Origin of the sequence: Costertonia aggregata, assembly GCF_013402795.1 — a bacterium.
GTDB classification, from domain to species: Bacteria; Bacteroidota; Bacteroidia; order Flavobacteriales; family Flavobacteriaceae; genus Costertonia; species Costertonia aggregata.
This window is the reverse complement of sequence record NZ_CP058595.1, coordinates 2,104,681-2,127,368: the sequence shown is the minus strand read 5'-3', so window position 1 is coordinate 2,127,368 and position 22,688 is coordinate 2,104,681. Positions and strand designations below refer to the sequence as shown.

General features: G+C 39.8%; 23 protein-coding genes. 10 read left to right on the top strand and 13 right to left on the bottom strand.

Annotated elements, in window-relative coordinates:
• Positions 1–32 precede the first annotated feature (32 nt).
• Positions 33–917, bottom strand: coding sequence for a DMT family transporter (locus HYG79_RS09765; RefSeq protein WP_179241908.1), 885 nt, complete (start codon positions 915–917; stop codon positions 33–35).
• On the opposite strand from HYG79_RS09765, the gene HYG79_RS09760 reads away from it, so the two are divergent.
• From HYG79_RS09760 to HYG79_RS09750, 3 genes are all read left to right on the top strand, one after another.
• Positions 904–1,404: a hypothetical protein gene (locus HYG79_RS09760; RefSeq protein ID WP_179241907.1), complete on the top strand. Its 501-nt coding sequence runs from the start codon at positions 904–906 to the stop codon at positions 1,402–1,404. The genes HYG79_RS09765 and HYG79_RS09760 overlap by 14 nt on opposite strands.
• A gap of 123 nt (positions 1,405–1,527) precedes the next feature.
• Positions 1,528–2,421, top strand: coding sequence for a DJ-1/PfpI family protein (locus tag HYG79_RS09755; RefSeq protein WP_228027853.1), 894 nt, complete (start codon positions 1,528–1,530; stop codon positions 2,419–2,421).
• 16 nt (positions 2,422–2,437) lie between these two features.
• Positions 2,438–2,866: a protein kinase family protein gene (locus HYG79_RS09750; protein WP_179241906.1), complete on the top strand. Its 429-nt coding sequence runs from the start codon at positions 2,438–2,440 to the stop codon at positions 2,864–2,866.
• Here the strand turns inward: HYG79_RS09750 and HYG79_RS09745 are convergent.
• Genes HYG79_RS09745 through mutY form a run of 6 tightly spaced genes read right to left on the bottom strand, consistent with a single transcriptional unit; the run spans position 2,859 to position 8,423 of the window.
• Entirely contained in the window at positions 2,859–3,968 is a 1,110-nt protein-coding gene (locus HYG79_RS09745; protein ID WP_179241905.1) for an MBL fold metallo-hydrolase, read from the bottom strand. The genes HYG79_RS09750 and HYG79_RS09745 overlap by 8 nt on opposite strands.
• 57 nt (positions 3,969–4,025) lie before the next feature.
• Positions 4,026–4,979 (bottom strand): pyridoxal-phosphate dependent enzyme, encoded by a 954-nt coding sequence (locus HYG79_RS09740; RefSeq protein WP_179241904.1) that lies wholly within the window; start codon positions 4,977–4,979, stop codon positions 4,026–4,028.
• Positions 4,980–4,988: 9 nt separating this feature from the next.
• On the bottom strand, positions 4,989–5,543 hold the full coding sequence (gldD, locus tag HYG79_RS09735) for a gliding motility lipoprotein GldD (RefSeq protein ID WP_179241903.1): 555 nt from the start codon (positions 5,541–5,543) through the stop codon (positions 4,989–4,991).
• Entirely contained in the window at positions 5,533–6,861 is a 1,329-nt protein-coding gene (locus tag HYG79_RS09730; RefSeq protein WP_179241902.1) for a gliding motility-associated protein GldE, read from the bottom strand. Before HYG79_RS09730 ends, gldD begins: the two co-directional genes overlap by 11 nt.
• A 25-nt stretch (positions 6,862–6,886) precedes the next feature.
• Positions 6,887–7,351: a single-stranded DNA-binding protein gene (locus HYG79_RS09725; protein WP_179241901.1), complete on the bottom strand. Its 465-nt coding sequence runs from the start codon at positions 7,349–7,351 to the stop codon at positions 6,887–6,889.
• A gap of 16 nt (positions 7,352–7,367) precedes the next feature.
• A complete protein-coding gene (gene mutY, locus HYG79_RS09720) occupies positions 7,368–8,423 on the bottom strand; it encodes an A/G-specific adenine glycosylase (protein ID WP_179243531.1) in 1,056 nt (351 codons plus the stop codon).
• A gap of 281 nt (positions 8,424–8,704) precedes the next feature.
• Between mutY and HYG79_RS09715 the strand changes: the two genes are divergently transcribed.
• From HYG79_RS09715 to HYG79_RS09700, 4 genes are all read left to right on the top strand, one after another.
• Positions 8,705–8,998, top strand: coding sequence for an HU family DNA-binding protein (locus HYG79_RS09715; protein ID WP_179241900.1), 294 nt, complete (start codon positions 8,705–8,707; stop codon positions 8,996–8,998).
• 260 nt (positions 8,999–9,258) lie between these two features.
• Positions 9,259–10,806 (top strand): Rne/Rng family ribonuclease, encoded by a 1,548-nt coding sequence (locus HYG79_RS09710; protein WP_179241899.1) that lies wholly within the window; start codon positions 9,259–9,261, stop codon positions 10,804–10,806.
• A 323-nt stretch (positions 10,807–11,129) separates the two neighbouring features.
• A complete protein-coding gene (locus HYG79_RS09705; RefSeq protein WP_179241898.1) occupies positions 11,130–13,532 on the top strand; it encodes a glucosidase family protein in 2,403 nt (800 codons plus the stop codon).
• 5 nt (positions 13,533–13,537) lie between these two features.
• Complete coding sequence (locus HYG79_RS09700) at positions 13,538–14,020, top strand: regulatory protein RecX (protein WP_179241897.1); 483 nt, start codon at positions 13,538–13,540, stop codon at positions 14,018–14,020.
• Between the two features lie 43 nt (positions 14,021–14,063).
• Here HYG79_RS09700 and HYG79_RS09695 read toward each other — a convergent pair whose 3' ends face one another.
• Both HYG79_RS09695 and bioB read right to left on the bottom strand, forming a co-directional pair.
• Positions 14,064–14,936, bottom strand: a complete 873-nt coding sequence (locus HYG79_RS09695) for a cupin-like domain-containing protein (protein WP_179241896.1) — start codon at positions 14,934–14,936, stop codon at positions 14,064–14,066.
• A 98-nt stretch (positions 14,937–15,034) separates the two neighbouring features.
• On the bottom strand, positions 15,035–16,135 hold the full coding sequence (bioB, locus tag HYG79_RS09690) for a biotin synthase BioB (protein WP_179241895.1): 1,101 nt from the start codon (positions 16,133–16,135) through the stop codon (positions 15,035–15,037).
• Positions 16,136–16,324: 189 nt separating this feature from the next.
• Here bioB and HYG79_RS09685 point away from each other — a divergent pair, with 189 nt between their 5' ends.
• On the top strand, positions 16,325–16,708 hold the full coding sequence (locus HYG79_RS09685) for a hypothetical protein (RefSeq protein WP_179241894.1): 384 nt from the start codon (positions 16,325–16,327) through the stop codon (positions 16,706–16,708).
• A 99-nt stretch (positions 16,709–16,807) separates the two neighbouring features.
• Here HYG79_RS09685 and HYG79_RS09680 read toward each other — a convergent pair whose 3' ends face one another.
• The 3 genes from HYG79_RS09680 to HYG79_RS09670 are packed head-to-tail and all read right to left on the bottom strand — an operon-like array spanning position 16,808 to position 20,075.
• A complete protein-coding gene (locus HYG79_RS09680) occupies positions 16,808–18,235 on the bottom strand; it encodes a flotillin family protein (RefSeq protein WP_228027852.1) in 1,428 nt (475 codons plus the stop codon).
• A 4-nt stretch (positions 18,236–18,239) separates the two neighbouring features.
• The gene (locus HYG79_RS09675; protein WP_179241893.1) at positions 18,240–18,818 is read right to left on the bottom strand and encodes a hypothetical protein; all 579 of its coding nucleotides are present in this window, start codon (positions 18,816–18,818) and stop codon (positions 18,240–18,242) included.
• A gap of 60 nt (positions 18,819–18,878) precedes the next feature.
• Complete coding sequence (locus tag HYG79_RS09670) at positions 18,879–20,075, bottom strand: beta-ketoacyl synthase N-terminal-like domain-containing protein (RefSeq protein WP_179241892.1); 1,197 nt, start codon at positions 20,073–20,075, stop codon at positions 18,879–18,881.
• Between the two features lie 68 nt (positions 20,076–20,143).
• Between HYG79_RS09670 and HYG79_RS09665 the strand changes: the two genes are divergently transcribed.
• Positions 20,144–20,572, top strand: a complete 429-nt coding sequence (locus tag HYG79_RS09665) for a cytochrome c oxidase assembly factor Coa1 family protein (RefSeq protein WP_179241891.1) — start codon at positions 20,144–20,146, stop codon at positions 20,570–20,572.
• A 3-nt stretch (positions 20,573–20,575) separates the two neighbouring features.
• Positions 20,576–21,322 (top strand): glycosyltransferase, encoded by a 747-nt coding sequence (locus tag HYG79_RS09660; protein ID WP_179241890.1) that lies wholly within the window; start codon positions 20,576–20,578, stop codon positions 21,320–21,322.
• A 63-nt stretch (positions 21,323–21,385) separates the two neighbouring features.
• Here the strand turns inward: HYG79_RS09660 and bioA are convergent, their stop codons facing one another.
• Positions 21,386–22,654 (bottom strand): adenosylmethionine--8-amino-7-oxononanoate transaminase, encoded by a 1,269-nt coding sequence (bioA, locus tag HYG79_RS09655; protein WP_179241889.1) that lies wholly within the window; start codon positions 22,652–22,654, stop codon positions 21,386–21,388.
• Positions 22,655–22,688: the final 34 nt, after the last annotated feature.

The following is a 22,688-nucleotide window of genomic DNA, read 5'->3' as shown; positions in this document are numbered from 1 at the left end:
TAATCCATGTAAAGAAATCCGTTTAGAACAATCTAGGCGGATTTTTTCTTTTTATTCACCAGATAAACCCCGAACAAAATCAACAAGGATGCCAATGCTTGTTCAAATGTAAACGTTTCATTGTCCAACACCCCCCAAAAAATACCGACAATAGGGATAAGATAAGTCACCGATACAGAGAAAACAGCTGATGAAATTTGAATCAGCTTGTTGAACATGACCTTGGCTATACATGTGCCCAATACACATAATATCACGATGTACCCCAATGAGCTCCAGAAAAACTCACCAGAGACCACATCTGCTTTAAAAAAACCTGAAAAGGGAAGAAACATCAAAGCTGGCACGATTATACATGCAAAATTACCTACGGCAATACCCATGGGGCTTACCTGTTGCAGTTTGCTCTTGATTATGTTGGCATTGCAAGCATAGCCAATGGTAGCGGCCACAATACATAACGTATACCAATAATTTTGATCCGGGTTTAGCTCTTTGCCCAATACAATAAGTAAAATTGCCCCAAAAAGTCCCACAACTACGCCTAACAATTGATTTCTCGTAAATTTTATCCTGAAAAAAATCAAGCCCACGAACAAAGTAAAAAGAGGAACCAGCGAATTCAATACCGAGGTTACACTACTATCTATTTCCGTTTCGGCAAAAGCAAAAAGATACATGGGCAAAAAACTGCCTACAAATCCCGATAGGGCTACCCATTTCCATTCTTGTCTTGAAATGGTTTTCAAGGATTTGAAACCTATTAAAAAAAGAAAAAAACCCGCTAGTACAATACGAACCGAGCCTAATTGATAAGGGGTGAATCCCTTCAATCCTTTTTTGATCAATATATATGATGTGCCCCAAATGACAGAGAGTACAATAAGATAAAACCACTTTTTTTTGGAACTGTTCAACAGAAAGAATATTTGTGCAAAATTCGTCTATTTTAAGATAACAACTGTCCGGAGCTCAAATTTGGATAGTACCTTTGTAAAAAACAATATTGTTTTGAAATCTTTTGGTGCCTTATTTTTTGTTTTCTTGTATGTGCTGGCCATGCTCCGCCCCGTACTTCCTATGCTTGAATATGTTGTGAACCAGGATTATATAGCAGAATTTTTATGTATAAACAAAGAGAAAGTAAAACTTAACTGTAACGGTAAGTGTTACTTGATGCAAAGACTAAGTGAACAAAAGGAAGGAAAAAAGCCAAACGTGCCCAAAATCACCATAGAAGAATATCCTATCGGTTTTGTCAATATCCCCAAGGTAGCGTTTACTTTATATATTTATACTACTCCATACTTAGCCACGAACTACAAAAACGACTACGATTTTTTGTATAGCGATTCCAACTTTAGGCCACCAAATACGTTGCGTAAATTTTCTTTCAAAACCTAACTCTTAGGACAAAATACCATAGGCTCTATAATCGGGTCATAATATCTTGGAACATCCTTAGGGCTTGCTTTTGTTGGTACAAGCTTTCCAAAGGATTTTTACTAAAAAATTAAAATTTGAAAAATGAAATATCTATCAATATTACTCATTATCACATGCGTATTGTTCTCATGCCAATCTGAAACATCAGGGGAAAACCGTAATACAAAAACACAAATGGATGATACCAAAGAAACTATCCCAGAAAAAAGAAACGTAAAACCGGACGGCAGTAAATACACGATTAAAGAATTGGAAAACATGACCCATGATGAGCTTATGGCGCTTACTTATGAAGCGCCACGGGACACAATTTTCACAATAGGAATCCTTCTCTATGATGGCTATTTTAGTTTGGATGCCATGGGCCCGCATTCTGTTTTCAGCAGTATGTACCCGGCAAAGACTTTTTTTATCGCAAAGGAAAAAGGACTGATACAAAGTAACAATGGCCTCAAAACACAGGTTGACACAACGATTGCCGAAGTAAAGCACTTGGACATTCTAGTTGTTCCCGGTGGCACGGCAGATACGTATAGGGCAACCAAAGACCAGAAATTATTGAATTGGATAAGGCAAATTGACCAAAACAGCAAATACACTACCAGTGTTTGTACCGGAGCTTGGATTCTAGGTGCTGCAGGATTGTTAAAAGGTAAGAAAGCAACCACTAACTGGTACGATGCCGAGAATAAATTAAAAGGTTATGGAGCAACATTTGTCAACAAAAGGTATACCAATGATGGTAAGTATTGGACATCAGCAGGAGTCTCCGCAGGTATTGACATGAGTTTGGCCCTTGTAGACCATACAATGGGCCGTAATTATGCGGATTTTGTAATGTTGAACTTGGAATATGATCCCGCCCCACCATTTGAAGGTGGTTCTCCCGAAAAAACCGACCCCGTGGTTACATACATGACCAAAAAGATGTATGATTTTTATATTGAGCCTGTAATTAAGGAATTGAATCCTTAATTTTGAAAAAAAACAGATGAAAAAAATTGTTCTTATAAGCGCACTTTTAACACTGACTATTCTATTTTCTTGCAAAGAAGAAGAGAAGAAAACCAGCGAACCCACCCAAATGGAACAGGTAATGGCCGTTCATGACGAGGTAATGCCAAAAATGGGCACTATCGGAAAATTGGTCGGGGAGCTAAAATCAAAAGTAGATACAACAGCGGCCGGTAGGGAATATGAGCAAGCCATGCGCGACCTTCAAAAGGCGAACCAATCCATGATGGATTGGATGCAGAGTTTTGGCAATCGCTTTGATTCCGAAGAAATTCTCGAAGGCAAAGAGCTTACGGAACAAAAGCAAAAATGGCTGGATGAGGAAGAGGAAAATGTGAAGGCCCTAAAAGAAGAAATAAATTCAAGCATTGCTAAAGCCAAAACGCTGTTGGGCAAAGCTAATTAAAGGCCTCCCACCATTTTTCTTTAGAAATGTTTTGGGTATCCAAATAAATAGGTTCCCCGATTTTGGGTACCGTAACGGGAATATTCAATTCTGTTGCTTTTTTTAAGATACGGCTGACCGGTTCGGTCCAGGGATGCATTGCCAATTTAAATGAGCCCCAGTGTATGGGCATTATTTTTTTTGCCTTTATGTCAAGTCCCGCTTGTGCGGCTTCTTCGGGCATCATATGAATTTCTTTCCATAGCTCGTTATACTGGCCACATTCTAACATAGCAAAATCAAAGGGGCCATATATATCCCCTATTTCTTTAAAATGGGCACCATAACCACTATCGCCACTAAAGAAAATGTTTTCGCTTGCCGTTTGTATAACCCATGAGCTCCATAGAGTACTACCACCATCTGTAATTCCTCTACCCGAAAAATGCTGTGCGGGGGTGCATATAAAACGTAATCCTTGAAAGTTGACCTCACCCCACCAATCCAATTCGATGATATTGCTTTGGTCAACGCCCCACTCGGTAAGATGAACGCCTACACCTAATGGCGTATAAAACACGCCTACTTTTTCTTTTAAAAGCTTAACTGAACCATAGTCTAGATGATCATAATGATCATGTGAGAAAATAACGGCATCAATCTTAGGGAGTTTTTCTATTTCAATAGGTAAGGATGAGCTAAACCGTTTTCCTCCAAGCATTGGATGTGGTGCCGGGACATCACCGAACATGGGGTCTATCAAAATATTCTTGCCTCCACTTTGTAATAAAAAGGCAGAATGTCCAAACCAAATCAAACGCATAGGGCCTTCATAAAGAGAAATGGAAATGGAATCAATTTTTTCAACGGATATATCTTTTTCTGGTTTGGTGTGGGGTTGTGGGGCAATATAACCTCTTAAGCTTTTTACAAAAACACCAAACCCCATATTCATTTGAACGTCACCAATATTCTTAAAGGCACCTTTTCCATAATTTTTTGATGTAGCGTAACGCATCTTTTGTTCCTTGGTGGGAGTTCCACCAAATTCAGGACTGAAATTGATAAAGAGAAAGACAGCAACGACCATGGCCAACAGAAAACCCACAAAAAACAACCCCATTCTTTTTATAATTTTTTTAAACTTTCGCACCAACAGAAGATTACAGATTTAAATAAGCTATTTACCAAAAGGTAAGTCGCCCAAGTCTACATTACCGCCAGATATTATAATTCCGGCCTTTTTTCTCATATACTCTTTCGGGTTTTCCTCAGCATCTCGAATCAAAGCGGCCACGGTAACGGCACTGGACGGTTCAATTATAATCTTCATACGCTCCCATACCAACCGCATGGCTACCACGATCTCATTTTCGGTAACGCGAACAATCTTGGTTACATGCTTTTTGATTATGGGAAAATTCTTGTCGCCCAATGTCGTTTTTAGTCCGTCGGCTATGGTATTTACGGTGTTGTTTCCTTCAATTTTTCCAGTTTGCAATGAACGGTAAGCATCATCGGCCTCAAAAGGCTCGCCCCCGATTATTTTACAACTCTCTCCAAAATGTTTTGCAGCTATGGCGGACCCGGCAATCAATCCCCCGCCACCCACAGGGCAAAAAATATAGTTTAAATCTGGTCGCTCGGTCAATAATTCAAAAGCTGCCGTTCCCTGACCTAAAATTACATGCTCATTATTGGAAGGATGCAAAAAAACAGCTCCAGTCTCTTTTGCAATCTGGTCTGCCATGCGCTGGCGGGCACCCAGCGTAGGCTTACATTCGTAAATAGTGCCCCCATATTCCAATACGCCTATCTTTTTTACCTGAGGAGCAGATGATGGCATAACGATATGGGCGGGAACTTTTAAGCTTTGTGCGGCCAATGACAATGCCTGGGCAAAATTGCCAGATGAATGGGTCACAACACCTTTACTGCGCTGCTCATCGGACAGTTGTAGGATGGCGTTCGTAGCTCCCCTAATTTTATAGGCTCCGGCCCGTTGAAAGTTTTCGCATTTAAAATATACCTCTGCACCTACTTTTGTATTGATCAATCTTGATGTGAGAACCGGTGTATCGTGAACATACGGGCTTATTCTTGCATGGCAGTCGATTACATCTTGTTTTTGCATAAGGGTAGATTATTCGTTCCAGCGAAAAGTCTCCATAATATGTTTTATATCCTCTTGAAGATACGCCGCGGCAGGCTGAATGGAATCATAATTGGGTTTGGCGAAAAAATACAACGATCCCGTTACAAAATGCTCGGTACTGTCCGTCACATAAAATTGAGCCTGTGAAGCTGCATCGCCAAAGACTTCATAATACATTCCGTAAACTTTATCCTTTTCGTTTACAAAAGGCTGTTCGGCAATATTATCGGCTTTGGCCACGTGCTCATAAGATAATTTTTGGGCATCTGACAATAGTTTATCCAAATTGCCATCTACGTTCTTGTACGTGATATAAATTGAACCGTTCATATTTGGGTAGCCTATGGTAATCCCTTTTTTCGATTCAATTCTAAAATTGGCCTCTTGATTGCGCTCAAAACTAAAAAAACCCAAGTTGGTATCTATATAGTTGGCCTTGGGATACTCTAGCCTGAGTTCTGCCTTTGGTTTGGGCAGTACCTCTTCCCCGTTCTTACAGCCCAAAAAAATCAATAAAAACAATACAAAATATTTAACTTTCACGTGGCAGTGTGATTTTAATTTGCTTTAATCTTTTTTTGTCGAGGCTTTCTACTATAAATTGATAGTTTTTAAAAAGCACTTTTTCTCCCCTTCTGGGAAAATTACCTGCGATTTCCAATACAAATCCCGCAATGGTTTCAGACTCTCCTTTTTGTAGTTCAAAATCTTCCTCATCGTCAATTTTTACCACTCTGTAGAAATCCTTTAGTGTAGTTTTCCCATCAAAAACATAGTTATGGTCGTCCAATTTCGAAAATACCAGATCTACATCGTCAAACTCATCACTGATATCACCAACAATCTCTTCAATAATATCCTCTAAGGTAACAATTCCTGATGTACCCCCATATTCATCTACTACAACGGCCAAATGGTTTTTTTTGTCTTGAAATTCCAATAACAAATCATCCAATTTTTTATTTTCCGGCACAAAATAAGGTTCTCGTATCAAGGCCATCCAATTAAAGGATTTGCGGTCTATATAAGGCAGCAGATCTTTTACGTAAAGAACTCCCAGAAGATTGTCCATATTTTCTGAAAAAACAGGAATACGGGAATAGCCGTGTTTTTTTATTTCTCGTATGACCTCGGGATATTTCATGTCCTCGCTCAAAGCAAAAATATCTATCCTGGGGCTCATGACCTGCTTGGTATCGGTATTTCCAAAAGATACGATACCTTCCAAAATCTTTTGTTCCTCTTTAGTTGTATCCCCTTCGGAGGTAAGTTCCAGTGCCTGGGAGAGATGATCTACGCTTAGGTTTGATTTTTGCTTTCCCAACTTTTTGTACATAAAAATCGTAGTTGCCCGCATGGGCATGCTCAAGGGGCTGAAAAGTACATCCAAAACCTTTAAAGGAAATGCCATGATATGGGCGAAACTGATGCGGTTTCGGTTTGCGTAGATTTTCGGCAAGATCTCCCCGAACATCAATATTAAAAAAGTGGCCACCACAACTTCCAACAAAAACCTTACCGAGACTATATTGAACAACACGTAGGTGATATTTGCGAAAAAAGTGTCGCCAATATCACTAAAAAGAAGTACGATACCAATATTGATAGTGTTGTTGGCAATCAAAATTGTGGCCAATAGCTTTTTGGGACGCTCCAATAATTTGACAATAAAATTACCCTTGGTCGTTTTTTGCTCCTGTATTTCATTTATGTCCGTTTGTGAAAGTCCAAAAAAAGCTACTTCCGCACCGGATATAAGGGCCGAGCATAACAGAAGAATGATAAGAATAAAAATTTTAGCCAGTAGCGCACTGTCAAAACTTATAAAACTCAGTACCAAACTAAGGGGGTCAGGGTCCAATAGTCAATGTTTAATTTTGTTTTGTTTAAAATGGCAGGTCATCATCCTGTTCCGGCTCGTTAACCTTAGCTTGCGCTTTGGGCGCAGCAGTCTGGGCGGCTGCTTTATTATGTTGCGGTTGGTCGTTGGCTTGATTATTGGCCATGCTTTCCTTTTTTGTCGTCAAAAAAGTAAAATCCTGCACATGTACTTCGGTGGTATATCTTGTATTACCGTCTTCCCCTTGCCACTGTCTATTTTTTAATCTGCCTTCTACATATACCTTGTCGCCTTTGCTTAGATATTTTTCACAAATCTCGGCAGCCTTGTTTCGGATAACGATGTTGTGCCAATCTGTATTGGTGACCCGTTCACCTGTTTGTTTATTGGTATAGGTCTCGTTGGTAGCCAATGGAAAACGGGCAATACAGTTGCCGCCTTCAAAATAATGAATCTTTACTTCATCCCCTAAATGCCCAATAAGCATTACTTTGTTCAATGTTCCGCTCATAATAAAAATCTAATGGTCAAAAGTACAAATTTTTAAACGCTTTTATAAAGTCTGCTATCAAAACAGGCACGGGCAATTCTTCCAGTTTGGAAAGTGGTATACCGTTGGGCAAATCATGGTCTACCTCAACGATCCAGAATTTGGTATGCAAATGTTGATGGGAAAGTTTATGTACAATGGCATGAGTATTAAAAAGTGACACCTTTCCGTTGGTATCACTATTAAGAACGGTCGAATGTTTGTTTTTTATCTCTTCTAAATTGATTTCCTTTTCAGATTCCATAAGTGGGAATTCCCACATGTTTTGCCAAATCCCTTTTCCTTTACGCTGGTGCAGTATTGTTTTTTTGATTCCATCTTTTTCAAAAACGGGAACCAAATAGTTAAAATATCGGTTTCTGACTTTGGCCTTGTTCATTTTGACGGGCAAATCGCCCACTTTATTTCTTTGAAGAGCCGTACAACTATCGTTAAGGGGGCACAATAAACAATATGGTTTTTTGGGAGCGCACTGAATGGCCCCAAACTCCATTATGCCTTGGTTATAGTCACGAACGTTCTCTTTGTTCATTACCTTTCGTGCCAATTTTTTAAAGTATTTGATACCTTCGGTACTGTTTATGGGAATATCTACGCCGTAATATCTGGCCAAGACACGGTATACGTTACCATCGACCACGGGTTCGGGTTCATTAAAACAAATAGATGCTATGGCACTCGCCGTGTAGTCCCCAACGCCTTTAAGCTTCAAAAGTTCATTGTAAGTCCTGGGAAATCGGCCATCATATTCGTTCACTATCATCTTAGCGGCAGCATGTAGGTTCCTGGCCCTAGAATAATAGCCCAGCCCTTGCCATAATTTCAATACTTTTTCCTCGGGTGCCTTGGCCAAGTCATGTACCGTTGGAAAATTCTCAACCAACTTCAGATAGTACGGTGTACCCTGTACTACACGGGTCTGCTGTAGAATAATTTCCGAAAGCCAAATATTGTATGGGTTTTTGGTTTTTCGCCACGGCAACGTTCGTTTATTTTCATGGTACCAACGTAGAATTTTTTGAGAAAATGGTATCGAATCCATACTAAACAACAAAAGTAATAGTTATTCTTTTGGTATTTACCTTATTTTTCTATTTTGAAATTGCATTGATTATGGCGGGCGCTCGAAATTGGTCTTGCGAACCAAGTTATACGTCTAAAAAATAGGGGATTAGGCATATAAAGGGTTTCATTTGACCATATTGAAAAAAGTGTTGGCGAATTCACTTAAAATTAGTCCTTTAGAATAAAAGATTGAATTTAATTTATATATTTGCAACCCGAAAAAAAGGTATAGTAAACTAATTAATTGAAATGACGAAAGCGGATATCGTAACGAAAATCTCAGAAAAACTGGGAATTGAAAAAGGAGATGTACAAGCAACAGTTGAAACCTTTATGGAAGAGGTTAAATCTTCATTGGAAAATGGAGACAACGTTTACCTAAGAGGTTTTGGTAGTTTTATCATAAAGACCAGAGCAGAAAAAACAGGTAGAAATATTTCTAAGAACACTACCATAAAAATTCCTGCCCACAACATTCCGGCATTTAAGCCTGCAAAGGTTTTTGTAGAAGGAGTAAAGAGTAACGTACACGTTAAACAATAAAATATTAATCTTATAAAAGTAGACCTTTATGCCGAGTGGTAAGAAAAGAAAAAGACATAAGGTAGCTACCCATAAACGCAAAAAGCGAAGGAGAGCTAACCGACACAAGAAAAAGTAGTTGTTACAACTACTTTTTCGTTTTACATACGTTCATTGACATAGAGATTCAACCAAAGAATCCCGACAGGTTTCCTAAACCTGTTTCCGATATTGTTTAATCCATCTATCCAGCTATTTTGGGTAGATATAAATATATTCAGGTGAATAGAGAATTAATCGTAAGATCTAGTTCCGAAGCCGTTGACTTTGCCTTATTAAAAGATGGAAAGCTAATAGAATTACACAAAGAAGAGGATAACAATAATTTTTCGGTTGGCGATATATTCCTCGCCAAGATTCGAAAACCCGTAACCGGGCTGAATGCCGCTTTTGTAAACGTAGGTTATGAAAAAGATGCCTTTTTGCACTATCATGATCTTGGGCCGCAGTTATCTTCAATGCTAAAATTCATTAAGCAGGTAAGTACAGGGAAATTAAGAGATTACTCCCTTAAAGACTTTCCATTTGAAAAAGATATTGATAAACATGGTGTAATAACCGATGTTATCAAAGCCAATCAATCTTTATTGGTGCAAATCGTTAAAGAACCCATATCCACCAAAGGCCCCCGAATTAGTTCGGAACTCTCCCTAGCGGGGCGTTACCTGGTCATGGTACCTTTTTCCGATCGTGTATCGGTCTCTCAAAAAATAGAGAGCAACGAGGAAAAAGATAGACTTAAAAGACTTGTAAAGAGCATTAAGCCAAAAGGATTTGGGGTTATCATACGAACAGTTGCAGAAGGCAAAAAAGTCGCAGAGCTGGACAAAGATCTACAGAACTTGCTGACCAAATGGTCCGCAATGTGCAAGAAATTGTATAAAGCACCTACGCCATCCAAGGTATTGGTAGAGCTCAACAGGGCTTCATCCATACTGAGGGATGTTTTTAACGATTCCTTTACGGGAATCCACGTAGATGATGAAACGCTTTATGAACAAATTAAGGATTATGTTGCCGAAATAGCCCCGGAAAAGGAGTCTATCGTAAAACAACATAATAGTACTGTCCCGATTTTTGAAAAATTCGGAATCGAGAGGCAGATAAAAACTTCTTTTGGCCGTACGGCATCCATGAGCAAGGGTGCGTATTTGATCATTGAACATACCGAAGCCTTGCACGTAATAGACGTAAACAGCGGTAACCGTTCAAATAAGGCCAAAAATCAAGAAGATACCGCATTGGAAGTAAATCTTTTGGCCGCATCGGAAATTGCAAGACAATTAAGGTTGCGTGATATGGGAGGTATTATCGTGGTCGATTTTATAGACATGGTAAAAGCACCGCACAGGAAAAAGCTTTTTGAACATCTTAGGGATGAGATGAAAGATGACCGTGCCAAGCACAAGATACTCCCCCCAAGTAAATTTGGGCTCATACAGATTACCAGACAACGGGTAAGGCCAGAGATGAACATTAAAACAAGTGAGGTAAATCCCAATGGCAATGGCCAGGAGATAGAGGCACCTATCGTTTTAATCGATAAGATCAATGCCAATCTGGAGAAACTTTTAAAAGGGCCCAAAGCCAATAATGGGATTGTATTGAACATACACCCTTTTATAGCGGCCTATATTACCAAAGGTTTCCCGTCCATACGTTCCAAGTGGTTCTTGGAGCATAAAAAATGGATAAAAATACAACCTAGGGATGCGTATACGTATCTTGAATACCGTTTTAAGGATAAAGACGGCAAGACCATATATTAGTAAAAACCTTCTTTGGGAGTATAAACTCCCAAAGAAACATTTTTGAACCAACCTTTAGTTTAGACCAAAGGGTTATTTAAAAAGATATCCACACAAAGCGACTCCTAAAAGGGGTCGCTTTTTTTGTTTCCATATTTTCGGGACATCTTTTTTCAAGATTATATTCCCAGGTTAGCGTCAAAAAAACTAAAAAACACAAATGGCAAGGCCATTGACAAATTCATTATAGATTTGAACCACTAAAATTACCTGAACAAAGCATAACTTGTGCTTGTGTTTCGATCATTTTTATTTAGTAATTTTCTGATTATAATATCATATAAATGAAAAAAAGCCACGGTAGCCTACTATGCATCATTTTTTTATACATTTTAGGATGTTCAGAAAACACCCCCGATGAGAGTTTGACGGATTATCTTGACGATACCGCTTCTATACAAGGCAAAGATGCATACTTGGAATCGCCTTATGTGACTGCTGGGGACAGGGTGTATATGGTAGGTCATCAAGACGGTTCCTTTCCTGAATTGGGATGGCATATTAAAGGAGAAATGGGCGGTATTTGGAACCACCCTATCAAACTTATGGATGGGTTTGACGTTAACCTTACGTTTGATACTGAAAACGTAGCGTTGAAAAAAGCGGATACCTTTGTAAATTATCCGTTCGGTAATAAGCACATTTATAATTTATCCGATAGCGACCTTAAAATAGAAAGGTTTCAATTTGTACCGGATGGAAAACAGGGAATCATCCTTCAATATCTTTTAAAAAATTCAGGTGATACCGTACAAAAATTCGGGTTTGAATTCACTGGGCATTCTGACTTAAGACCAACATGGTTAGGTGAGCGCACCAAAATGATAGATGGCCAAGATACCTCCAACTATTTGAACCAAAGAGAACAATGGTTGATAAAGGATATGAACAACCCGTGGTTCTTAACATACGGAGCCAAAGAAAAACCTATGTCCCACGGAAATGCGAAAAATATATACAAGGGGTTGGGTGTTTCAAACATGTTGAAGTACGACATTCATCTTGAGCCTAACGAAGCCCGAACACTGACCTTTACCATAGCAGGTTCATACCACTCCAAAGAAGGTGCCCTAAAAACCTATGACGACCTTGGCAACAATACATTAAACCGGTTATCCCAAAAAAAGGAAAGATACGTGCAATTGGCAAAACAATCAAAATTGACCGTTCCCGATAAAAATTTGGAAAAGGCCTTTGAATGGCTAAAGTACAATTGTGATTGGTTGGTTAGGACGGTTCCTGAGATAGGCACGGGAATAACTGCTGGTATTCCCGACTACCCATGGTGGTTTGGGGTAGACAGCGAATATGCGTTAAAAGGCTATATGGCCATTGGCCAGACCAATGTGGTATACAAGACCATTCATCTTTTGGACAGTGTTTCCAAGGCCGTTAACGGTAATGGTAAAATCATACATGAAATGTCTACCAACGGTACGGTTTTCAATAATGGCAACATCAACGAGACCCCTCAATTTGTTTCATTGATTTGGGAAGTGTACCAATGGGACGGCAACAAAGAATTTCTCCAAAATTATTTCCCTACGATAAAAAAGGGATTGCACTGGCTTATGGCCGAAAACGATACAAGCGGTAATTTATTCCCCGACGGATTTGGAATGATGGAGATACATGGCCTTGACAGTGAAATGATAGATGTAGCCTCCTATACACAGCGGGCATTTTCCGATGCAGCTAAAATTGCGTTGGTATTGGAAGAGATGGGATTGGCCAAAGCATATAAAAAAACGGCAGATATCTTAAAAAAGAAGATAAACGATAAGTTTTGGTCAGAGGGTTTTAGCTCTTATGCCGATTTTTTGGGAACCGACGAACAAGCCTTACATTTGATCGACGATGCCATCGTTAGGGCCGATACGCTAAAAAAACCATGGGCAGTTTCCGAACTTCAGAATACGAAAAAACAGATTTTAAAAAACCGTTCCTCTACGCTAAAACCCTTTGTACTACACCATAATTGGGTAGTGAACACGCCCATGGAAATGCTAATAGCCGATTCAACAAAAGCCATTCAAGCCTTGAATACCGCTGAAAAATTTGTGAATCCGTTTGGGGTTTTCGTGACCGGTATCGATAGGGATGACTCCGCCGGTTCAGACGATGGTTCTTTTAAGGGCAGTAAGGTCTTCTCCTACACGGGAGCGGTAATGACCCTGCCGACCGGAGTGCAAGCGGTAGCGGAAAACAACTATGGTAGGCCCGATAAGGCGTTGAATTATTTGAACCGAATGACACGTACTTTCAGCTATGCGTTACCGGGAAGCATGTATGAAGTTTCCCCAGATTATGGCATGATGGCTCAAGCTTGGAACATTTACAGCTACGCCATACCTATTGTTCAACAGTTTTTTGGGATAAAACCACAGGCATCAAAAAAGAAGGTAGTGCTAAAGCCTCAAATGCCATCAAAATGGAACAAAGCCTCTTTGGAAAATGTAAAGGTTGCCGACAATGCCATATCGGTTTATTATGAAAAAAAACCTAATTCGATTGATCTGGAAGTGAGCCAAACCAAACCCGACTGGGAAATCGAGGTGGTACTCCCAAAAACAAGAGGTATTGATTATACCCAAATAAGTCATTATGATGCAAGAAAAAGTTCAGGGCAATACGCTGTATTTTCTGCAACAGGCGATTCAGTAAAAATCTCAATCGATATAAAGTAACTTGAATGAGTTTTCATACAAACTCCTATACTATTGACGAAGCCAAAAAAAAGCTGGAAAATTATTGCGCCTATCAAGACCGTTGCCATAAAGAGGTTGTACAAAAATTAAAAGGAATGCGTATGATACCTGAGGCCATTGACCAAATTGTCACGCACCTGATCCAAGAAAACTATTTGAACGAAGAACGATTTGCCCAAAGTTTTGCAAGGGGAAAATTCAATATAAAGAAGTGGGGCAAAAACCGAATCGTAAACGAACTGAAACAACGTGATATTTCTCGATTCAATATTACTACCGCCCTAAAGGAAATTGATGAAGAAGAATACATAAAAACCTTGGATACCCTCGCCAAAAAAAGATTGGGGCAAATCACTGAAAAAAACGTTCAAAAAAGAAAAAAAAAACTAGCCGATTATCTTTTGTACAGGGGTTGGGAAAGCCATTTGGTCTATGCCAAACTTCAAGAACTGATCAAAGCCCCATAGTCCTCAAAATAATCAAAACGTATAATCAATGCTTGACCATACCTTACCTGACCGAGTCATACAAAGCATTGGTTCTGACTATTGCTTTTTCGTTTTTGGAATCGATCCACTTTTGGCCTTTTATTTTTCGCATAACATTATCATAATAACGCATAATAAGTACGTTGTAAAAAGCCTTCCCTAGATTTTTGGGATTACGGGCGATAGCTCTTAAACTCATTGAAAATCCCGGGCTTATGTACTTCATATAGTGCCAATAGCCCTCTGGCATGTACAATACCTCACCATGCTTTAAATGAGTCTTATAGCCTTTGGCTTTTTGCAATGCAGGCCATTTTTCAAAATCGGGATTAGAAAAATCAATACTTTCGTGTGTGATCAAAGAGTGGGGAACCTTGTACAAATACTTGGTTTCGGATTGGGGATATAGAATGCATTCTTTTTTACCCTCAAAGTGAAAATGAAAGATATTCCCCAAATCAATGTCATAGTGCATAAACGTATGTGAATTGGTGCCTCCAAAGAAAAGCATGGGCAAACCCTTCATAAGCTTTAATCCAAAATCAGGGTATGTGAAATCTTTTTGAAGTATGGGTACTTCTTTCAGAATATTCCAAAGAAAAATACGGTATTTCGTAGGCTCTTTTTTCAGTAAATCAATGTAATCTCCCATTTTCATGGTCGTATGCGGTTCATTAAAACCGTCGGTATGGGAAACCGGTCTGTCATCGTAGAGGGGAACCGTCTTATCGCCAGCCACCTTGGCCATATAGTCCAAGTTCCATTTGGAAAATGCGGGCCAATCCTCTATGAACTGTTCCACAACAACAGGTTTCTGAGGCTTAAAATAATCTTGGATAAAATCCGCCTTAGATATTGTTTTTACCCTGGGTATGTCCTGTAAGTTCAGTTGCAATCTGAGTAGTTTAACCCACAAATTTAAAAAACAACTTTCAAATGTTTCTTAAAGTTTTCGAAAACAATGTAAAGGGACACTTGTAAGCAACGGCTACCTTAAGACTGCTTTGTAAGTTTTGCTTTGCTTTTGGCCTCTTCGTTTCTTTCGATTTTGTGCTCGGGGCGTGTCCATTTTGGTTTTTCGCCCAAAGGCTGATATTGGGATTCCGATGCTTCCACGGTTTTTGGCTGGGAAACTTTGGTAAAAGGTTTTTGTGGATTCAATCCCAATAATTTGAACATTTCCATATCCTCGTTTACATCGGGGTTTGGTGTGGTCAAAAGCTTATCGCCCGCAAATATAGAATTGGCACCGGCGAAAAAACACATGGCCTGTCCTTCCCTGCTCATTTCGGTACGGCCGGCAGACAATCTCACTTGCGTTTCGGGCATGACGATTCTCGTAGTCGCCACCATACGAATCATATCCCAAATGGCTATAGGTTCAATATCTTCCATTGGCGTACCCTCAACGGCGACCAAGGCATTGATGGGAACCGATTCTGGTTGTGGATCTAAAGAGGACAGTGCGACCAACATGCCTGCACGGTCCTCCAACGCTTCGCCCATGCCGATGATACCACCGCTACAAACCGTAACATTGCTTTTACGAACGTTATCTATGGTTTCCAAGCGATCTTCAAAGGCACGTGTAGAAATCACGTCTTTATAGTAATCTTCCGAAGTATCCAAATTATGGTTATAGGCATACAATCCTGCTTCTGCCAAACGTTTAGCCTGATTTTCGGTAATCATACCGAGCGTACAGCAAACTTCCATATCCAGTTTATTGATGGTTCGCACCATTTCCAATACCTGATCAAACTCCGGACCATCTTTGACATTACGCCAAGCCGCGCCCATACATACCCTAGAACTTCCCGATGCCTTTGCCCGAAGTGCCTGTGCCTTTACATGGGGAACGGTCATTAAATCGTTGCCTTCAATATCGGTATGGTAACGGGCCGCTTGCGGACAATAGCCGCAGTCCTCGGGGCAACCTCCTGTTTTTATGGAAAGTAATGTTGACACCTGAACGGTATTGGGATCGTGATGTTTACGATGTATCGTTGCCGCATCATAGAGCAGCTCCATCAACGGTTTATTATAAATATCAAGGATTTCTTGTTTGGTCCAGTTGTGTCTTGCTTCGCTCATAAACTTAAGTTGTATCAGGTTTCAAAAATAACTGAATTCGAGTAGATATTATAATTGTGATGTTTTTAAACCTTAAATGATACTCTCAAATTAAATCTTTACTATACACTTTATCGAAAAAAAACACTTTAATGAAAGAAAATTACTACCTTAACATAGTTGTTTCATTAACTTTAAAATTATTAAATCATGAAAAAATTATTTTGTCTTTTTACTTTTTTTACCATTATGATAGCTTTTCAAAACCAAGCTTATTCTCAAGTATTGGCGGTAGCTGGATCCGAAAAGGAAGCTACTTACGGCAATGGTTCTGGGTGCTTAATCTGCGAATTGGAAAGGTTTTTTGCAGAACATATGGGATGGGGCACGTCAAATGCAAGTGGGTCTTGGAGAGAAGAAAAAGAGGCAAGAAGACTTGGGCTCAATAATAATCCTCCAAGCAGAGATATACACGGAAGACCTATTGTTGATAAGGCTTATTTGGAAAGTTTAAGCTACGCCGAACGAAATAGAATCAAAAAAAATATAGACAAAGAAGAGGAAAAATGCGGTTGCATACTCATTCCAAATTAAAAATAAAAATTGATTAATTCACTAAATAAAGTATAAAACGCTAAGCTTAGTTCTTAGCGTTTTATTTTTGGGATTATGCTTAATTAACTTTTCTTTCTTCTATTCTGATTTCTTATTTGGCACCGTAGACTTTGAATCATTTTCAGCAGAAGCCACATCCTTCCCCTTTAGATACTCTGGCAATTGCATTCCCGCCATATTGAACATTTCCTGTAACGGGGGAACGGACTTGTACATTCCTGAAATGAAATTGGCGGTGGAGTTTTTACCGTCCTCGGTCTTTGCACCGGAATCCCAAACGGTTACCTTATCGATTTTGATGTTCTTGATGGCTTCGGCCTGGGTTTTGACCAACTCGGGCAATTTATCGGCTACCAATAACAATACTGCATCTTTAGGACTATCTCCTGCTGCTTTTACGATTTTATCCAGACCTTCGGCCTGTTTGGTCAAGACTTCCAAAATACCCTGTGCTTCGGCCTGCGCTTTAAACAAAATTGCATCGGCTTCTCCTTTTGCCTTTCTACGGATCATTTCCGCTTCGGCTTCGGCATCGATCTCTACTTTCTTTTTGTCGATTTCCGCAGGTACCACAATATCGGCCATTTGAGAACTACGTTCCCGTTCGGCCCTTGCGATTTCCGCATCTTTCTCGGCGGCATACGATTCTTCCAAGGCTTTTGCGGATTGCACTTTTTCGGCGGCGATTGCTGTACGCTCAGCTTCTGCTTCTCGCTGTCTACGTAAAGAATCAGAATTCGCCACGTTTATCTTTGCCACGTTTTCCCCTTCAACAGCTTTGGCATTTGCCGCGGCCACTTGGGTTCTTTCATCCTGTAACGCATTGGCCTCACCAATGGAACCATCCCTGTTTTTCTCTGCGACCGACTTACGTGCCGCATTAATTGCATGGGCAGCGGCTTCTTTACCCAGGGCCTCGATATAACCGGATTCGTCAACGATATCCGTAATGTTTACATTGATCAGTTTAAGCCCTACTTTCTTTAATTCCGACTCAACACTTTGGGAGATATTGGTCAAGAATTTATCCCTGTCCGAATTGATTTCCTCAATATCCATGGATGCCACTACCAAACGTAACTGACCAAAAATAATTTCTTTGGCCAAATCCTGTACTTCCTGCATTCCCAAACCAAGGAGTCTTTCGGCTGCATTCTGCATTACCCCGGGCTCCGTTGACACACCTATGGTAAAACGGGAAGGCACGTTTACACGAATGTTCTGTTTACTCAGGGCATTTGCCAAATCTACTTCAATAGAAATAGGCGTTAGATCTAAATACTCGTAATCTTGGATTACCGGCCAGATAAATGCGGCCCCACCATGAATACATTTTGCAGAATTTCCCGTACCTACTTTACCGTAGACGACCAAAATTCTATCCGAAGGGCAACGTTTGTATCTTCTTATGAAAGAGATGATTATAATGAAGAAAAACAGTATGGCAAAGCCAATAGCCAATAATGAGGCGCTCCCGCCCATTTCCATTTGTAGAGGTACTATCATTTAGTTATTTATTTAAGAGTTCAACAATCAATATTCCGTTAGCTGTAATTTCCTTGACCTTGACCACATTGCTTTGTACTAGGTCTATATTTTCATCGGTCAGGGCTTCGAGTTCCCGCAGTGTTCCCTGTACATTTATACTTACTTTCCCTATCGAGGAGCGGTTGGCCCCAATGGTAAGGTATACTTCCCCTATTTGATTTACGGCGTTCTTTAGCTTCAACGTTCCGCTGCTCTGCAATTTTGCCAAATAATAAAATAATGCAGCCATCGCCGTCATCATTAAAAGTCCACAAATAATCGATATGATAGCGGTAAGTCCTTTGGACAGGCCGGCATCCAAGCAAGCAATGCCCGACCAGCCAAATATGGTCAAAAACCCCATGAGGTTTTTAAAAGAGAGAAATTGAAACCCGATTCCCGTATCGCTTTCTATCTCAACATCTACATCCCCGCCCAAATCATCGGCGTCTCCGCCAACAAGTGTCATGATTATCAATACAAGGAAAATTGCGGAAGAAATCAGCGCAACGAGCCAATAAATTTTTTCAAAAAGTGGCAAAGCGGCAAACCATTGTTCCATATTTATAGGTTTAGGTTGGTTAACGAAATATACTACTTTAATATGATTCTAGGACGGTATTCATCCTACTTTAGAAAGTAAAACACTCACGGCATTTCCTCCAAAACCTACGGCGTTGACTACTATTTTGCGAATTTTATCAGGTATATGATCGTAGGTTAAAAAAGGGACTTTTACGGGTTGTTGGTGTTGCAGCATCAAAATGGCCAACTCTACGCTCAACATGCCCGATGCGCCAAAGGTATGGCCCACTTTCCATTTATTGGTAGTCAAAAAAGGAAGTTTGTTACAAAAAACTTTTTTTATGGCAGCATATTCGGCGGCATCACCTTTAACGGTACCCGGGGCATGCATTACAATAACATCAATTTCAGCAGGGTCAATAGTGCCTAAAGCCATTTTCATAGAACGTTGAAAACATTGTGCATCGGTAGAAATAGAGACATTATGTTCCAAGGGTTCGGTCGCATAACCGATACCCTCGATAACCGCCAAGGCATTTTTTGAAACCCCTTTTTCTAGACAGGCTACCGAAGCACCCTCACCCAAGACCATGGTGTTTTGCGATTTATTTAAATCCAAAGCCAAGCAAGGGTATCTTTGGCCATATGCTATACCTGTTTGTCCAGTTACCGATTCATCAAACTTTGCATACACCTTTAATGCCTGCATTTGAGCTATGGTAAAAGGTGTTAACGGTGCTTCACTGCCGCCTACCAAAAATTTGTCCGCCATACCGCCTTTGAGCCATGCCACACCGTTCAATAAAGCATGTAACGCTGTGGAACAGGTAATGGAATGTGAAATATCTGGCCCACTTGTCTGCAAATCATGTGCCACCCAAGATGAGATATTACCCAATGTAGTGGTCGGCGATGTCAGCGTAGGTGCGTTCTTATCTTGAAGAAATATCTTATGATATTTTTCAAACAGTGAAGTAGCCCCGCGAGAAGAACCAATATTGATCCCTATGTTGTTACCATCATCCCAACCGGCCTGTCCCATGGCATGTCTTGAAACCAAAATTGCATATAAAACGGAATTATCAAGGCTTTTGTATTTTGTATCCGATGCCTTTAGTTCACCTACCTTATTTTCAACACTTTTGGAAAGTTCCGATACAAAAACCTTTTTCCCGTTAAATGTCCTTGGAACCAAAAAATGATTGTTGGTTTGATAGTTTTTCCATGTTTCTTGAAGCGACGCGCCTAAAGATGAAATAGAAGATATTGCGGTAATGGAAATATGTAGGTTCAAAATGCGATTGTATGTTCAGCAAAAATAAAAGTTCTTATCTTCATGGAGTACAAATCAAACCAAAAACAATGAACAATGAATTAGTGCCCCAACCCAGCTGGTGGAAACGTAATTGGAAATGGGTGGTTCCCCTAGGTGGATGTCTTACCCTTATTGTGATTTTTATAGTTTTCTTTGCTTCTCTGTTTTTTGGCGTAACCAAAATTTTGGAAGATTCACAACCATACGAATATGCCTTTGAACTTATAAACCAAGATGAACAAATGATTGAATTGTTGGGTTCCCCCATTGAAAAAGATGGGATGGTACAAGGTAACATTAATTGGACAAATGGGGACAAAAATGCAAAAATGACCATTCCTATTGCAGGGCCAAAAAGAACAGGCATACTTTATATTGATGCAACCGGGGAAGGCGACACTTGGGATTATAAAGAGATAAGGGTCGAAGTTAGCGAAGAAAATGTAGATTTACTGGAAAAATATCCCGTAGAATAATACATGCAGCCCAAAATCGCCATTGTCGTCCCCTGTTATAATGAGTTTACACGACTACCGAAAACAGAGTTCAAAAAATTTTTGGGCAATTTCCCAAATGCACATATCTGTTTCGTGAACGACGCTTCTGACGATGACACATTAAACTTGTTGAACGGGTTTTCAATTGATTTTCCAAATCAGGTTTCCGTGCTATCCAATACCGGTAATTTGGGAAAAGCAGCATCGGTACAAAAAGGTGTTCTATACTGCTCAAAGAACCAAATAGCCCCGGTTTTAGGATATTTGGATGCCGACTTAGCTACCTCGCTAGAGGAATGTTATTCGTATTTGGATTTTCTCACTGCTAAAAAACACTTTGTCTTTGCGTCGCGAATCTTGAAAATAGGTTCTGTAGTGGAGCGTAAATTTTCACGATTTCTCTTTGGTCGCATCATCGCAACTTTTATTTCCAATATTCTCGAAATTAAAGTGTACGATACGCAATGTGGATGCAAGGTTTTCAAAACCGAACTCACCCAAATTATGTTCGAAAAACCCTTTATATCCAAATGGCTTTTTGATGTTGAACTCTTTAGCAGAATGCTAGGTCATTTTGGAAAAGAGGCCGCTTTGGAAAAAATGGAGGAAATACCTGTAAAGCGGTGGATAAACCGTGGCGAATCTAAAGTAAGGCTTTCTTATTTTTTTAGGTTATGGTACGATTTATACTTGATACGAAAAGCACATCGTGACAATGTAAGGCTTTAATAAAACTAGAGTAGCCAAGATGAAATTGAAAGGCAGGTATTCTTTGGCCAAGGGCCAAAATGACTAGAAAACTTCTATCGCCTTTACGATAGTATCATAGATTTTCTGTAATTGGGCATTTGTAATCGTATAGGGTGGCAATACATAAATGGTATTTCCCAAGGGGCGTAAAACAACTCCTTTGTCCATAAAAAATTGATATAGCTTATCTCGTAAACCACCATATCTATCCATTTTTACATCCAAATCAATGGCCAATATGGCTCCCAAACAGCGCACATGCTCTACCTTATAATGGTTAGCGATACTAGATGCGAATTCTGTATGGGCTTTTTCTATGTAATTTCTCCTATGCAAAATTTCAGGAGACGATAAAAGTTGAATGCCTGCTAGAGCCGCGACACAACCTAAAGGGTGCGCACTAAAGGTATGTGCGTGAAAAAAACCCTTTGACACGGTATCGCTCAAAAAGGCATCAAAAACAGTTTGGGAACAACTGGTAATACTCAAGGGAAACATACCTGCCGTTAGTGCCTTGCTCAAACAAATGATATCCGGTTTGTTTTCTAAATGATCACTTGCAAAATTTTTACCTGTTTTACCAAAACCGGTCATAATCTCATCGGCGATGCAAAGAACATCAGTGATTTTACATATTTTGATAAGTGCATCAAGACCTTTTGCCGAATGAAATTTCATCCCTGCCGCACCCTGGACCAGTGGTTCAAAAACGAATGCCGCACAATCGTGGGTATCAAGAATTTTTCTTAATTGTGCCGATATCTCTTCTATAGTATCATCTTGTGGAACAGGTATACGTTTTACTTTCAATAAAAAATCCTCAAAAGGCCCGTTGTACGACGATAACCCCGAAGCACTCATGGCACCGAACGTATCGCCGTGAAAACCATCTTCAAAAGCAATAAGAGTATCTCTTTTATCGCCTTTGTTATGATAATATTGTAAAGCCATTTTTATAGCTGCTTCAATTGCGGTAGAACCATTGTCATTAAAAAAAATCTTGGATTGATTTATGGGCAGGATTTCCATTAATTTTTCGGAAAGTTCCACAGCAGGCTTATGGGTAAAGCCACTAAACATAACAAAGTCCAACGTTTGCATTTGTTTTTGCATGGCTTCAACGATATAATCGTTACAATGCCCATACATGGCGGTGTACCAAGATGCGATACCATCTATATATTCGTTACCTTGTTCATCCCAGAGCAAAGCGTCTTTTGCTTTTACAATAGCAATGGGGGGATTGGCCGTTTGGTGTTGGGTCAACGGATGCCATAAATGCTTTTTATCTCTTTTAGAAAGATTTTCCAAATCAGATTATTTTGATGAGCTTGGTTTTCTCTAT

Bases quoted from the DNA above. Each gene is read 5' to 3' on its own strand.
- HYG79_RS09755 (WP_228027853.1), top strand. From the start codon at position 1,528: ATGAAATATCTATCAATATTACTCATTATCACATGCGTATTGTTCTCA.
- HYG79_RS09750 (WP_179241906.1), top strand. From the start codon at position 2,438: ATGAAAAAAATTGTTCTTATAAGCGCACTTTTAACACTGACTATTCTA.
- HYG79_RS09745 (WP_179241905.1), bottom strand. From the start codon at position 3,968: ATGGGGTTGTTTTTTGTGGGTTTTCTGTTGGCCATGGTCGTTGCTGTC.
- HYG79_RS09740 (WP_179241904.1), bottom strand. From the start codon at position 4,979: ATGCAAAAACAAGATGTAATCGACTGCCATGCAAGAATAAGCCCGTAT.
- HYG79_RS09725 (WP_179241901.1), bottom strand. From the start codon at position 7,351: ATGAGCGGAACATTGAACAAAGTAATGCTTATTGGGCATTTAGGGGAT.
- HYG79_RS09715 (WP_179241900.1), top strand. From the start codon at position 8,705: ATGACGAAAGCGGATATCGTAACGAAAATCTCAGAAAAACTGGGAATT.
- HYG79_RS09705 (WP_179241898.1), top strand. From the start codon at position 11,130: ATGAAAAAAAGCCACGGTAGCCTACTATGCATCATTTTTTTATACATT.
- HYG79_RS09700 (WP_179241897.1), top strand. From the start codon at position 13,538: ATGAGTTTTCATACAAACTCCTATACTATTGACGAAGCCAAAAAAAAG.
- bioB (WP_179241895.1), bottom strand. From the start codon at position 16,135: ATGAGCGAAGCAAGACACAACTGGACCAAACAAGAAATCCTTGATATT.
- HYG79_RS09685 (WP_179241894.1), top strand. From the start codon at position 16,325: ATGAAAAAATTATTTTGTCTTTTTACTTTTTTTACCATTATGATAGCT.
- HYG79_RS09680 (WP_228027852.1), bottom strand. From the start codon at position 18,235: ATGATAGTACCTCTACAAATGGAAATGGGCGGGAGCGCCTCATTATTG.
- HYG79_RS09675 (WP_179241893.1), bottom strand. From the start codon at position 18,818: ATGGAACAATGGTTTGCCGCTTTGCCACTTTTTGAAAAAATTTATTGG.
- HYG79_RS09665 (WP_179241891.1), top strand. From the start codon at position 20,144: ATGAACAATGAATTAGTGCCCCAACCCAGCTGGTGGAAACGTAATTGG.
- HYG79_RS09660 (WP_179241890.1), top strand. From the start codon at position 20,576: ATGCAGCCCAAAATCGCCATTGTCGTCCCCTGTTATAATGAGTTTACA.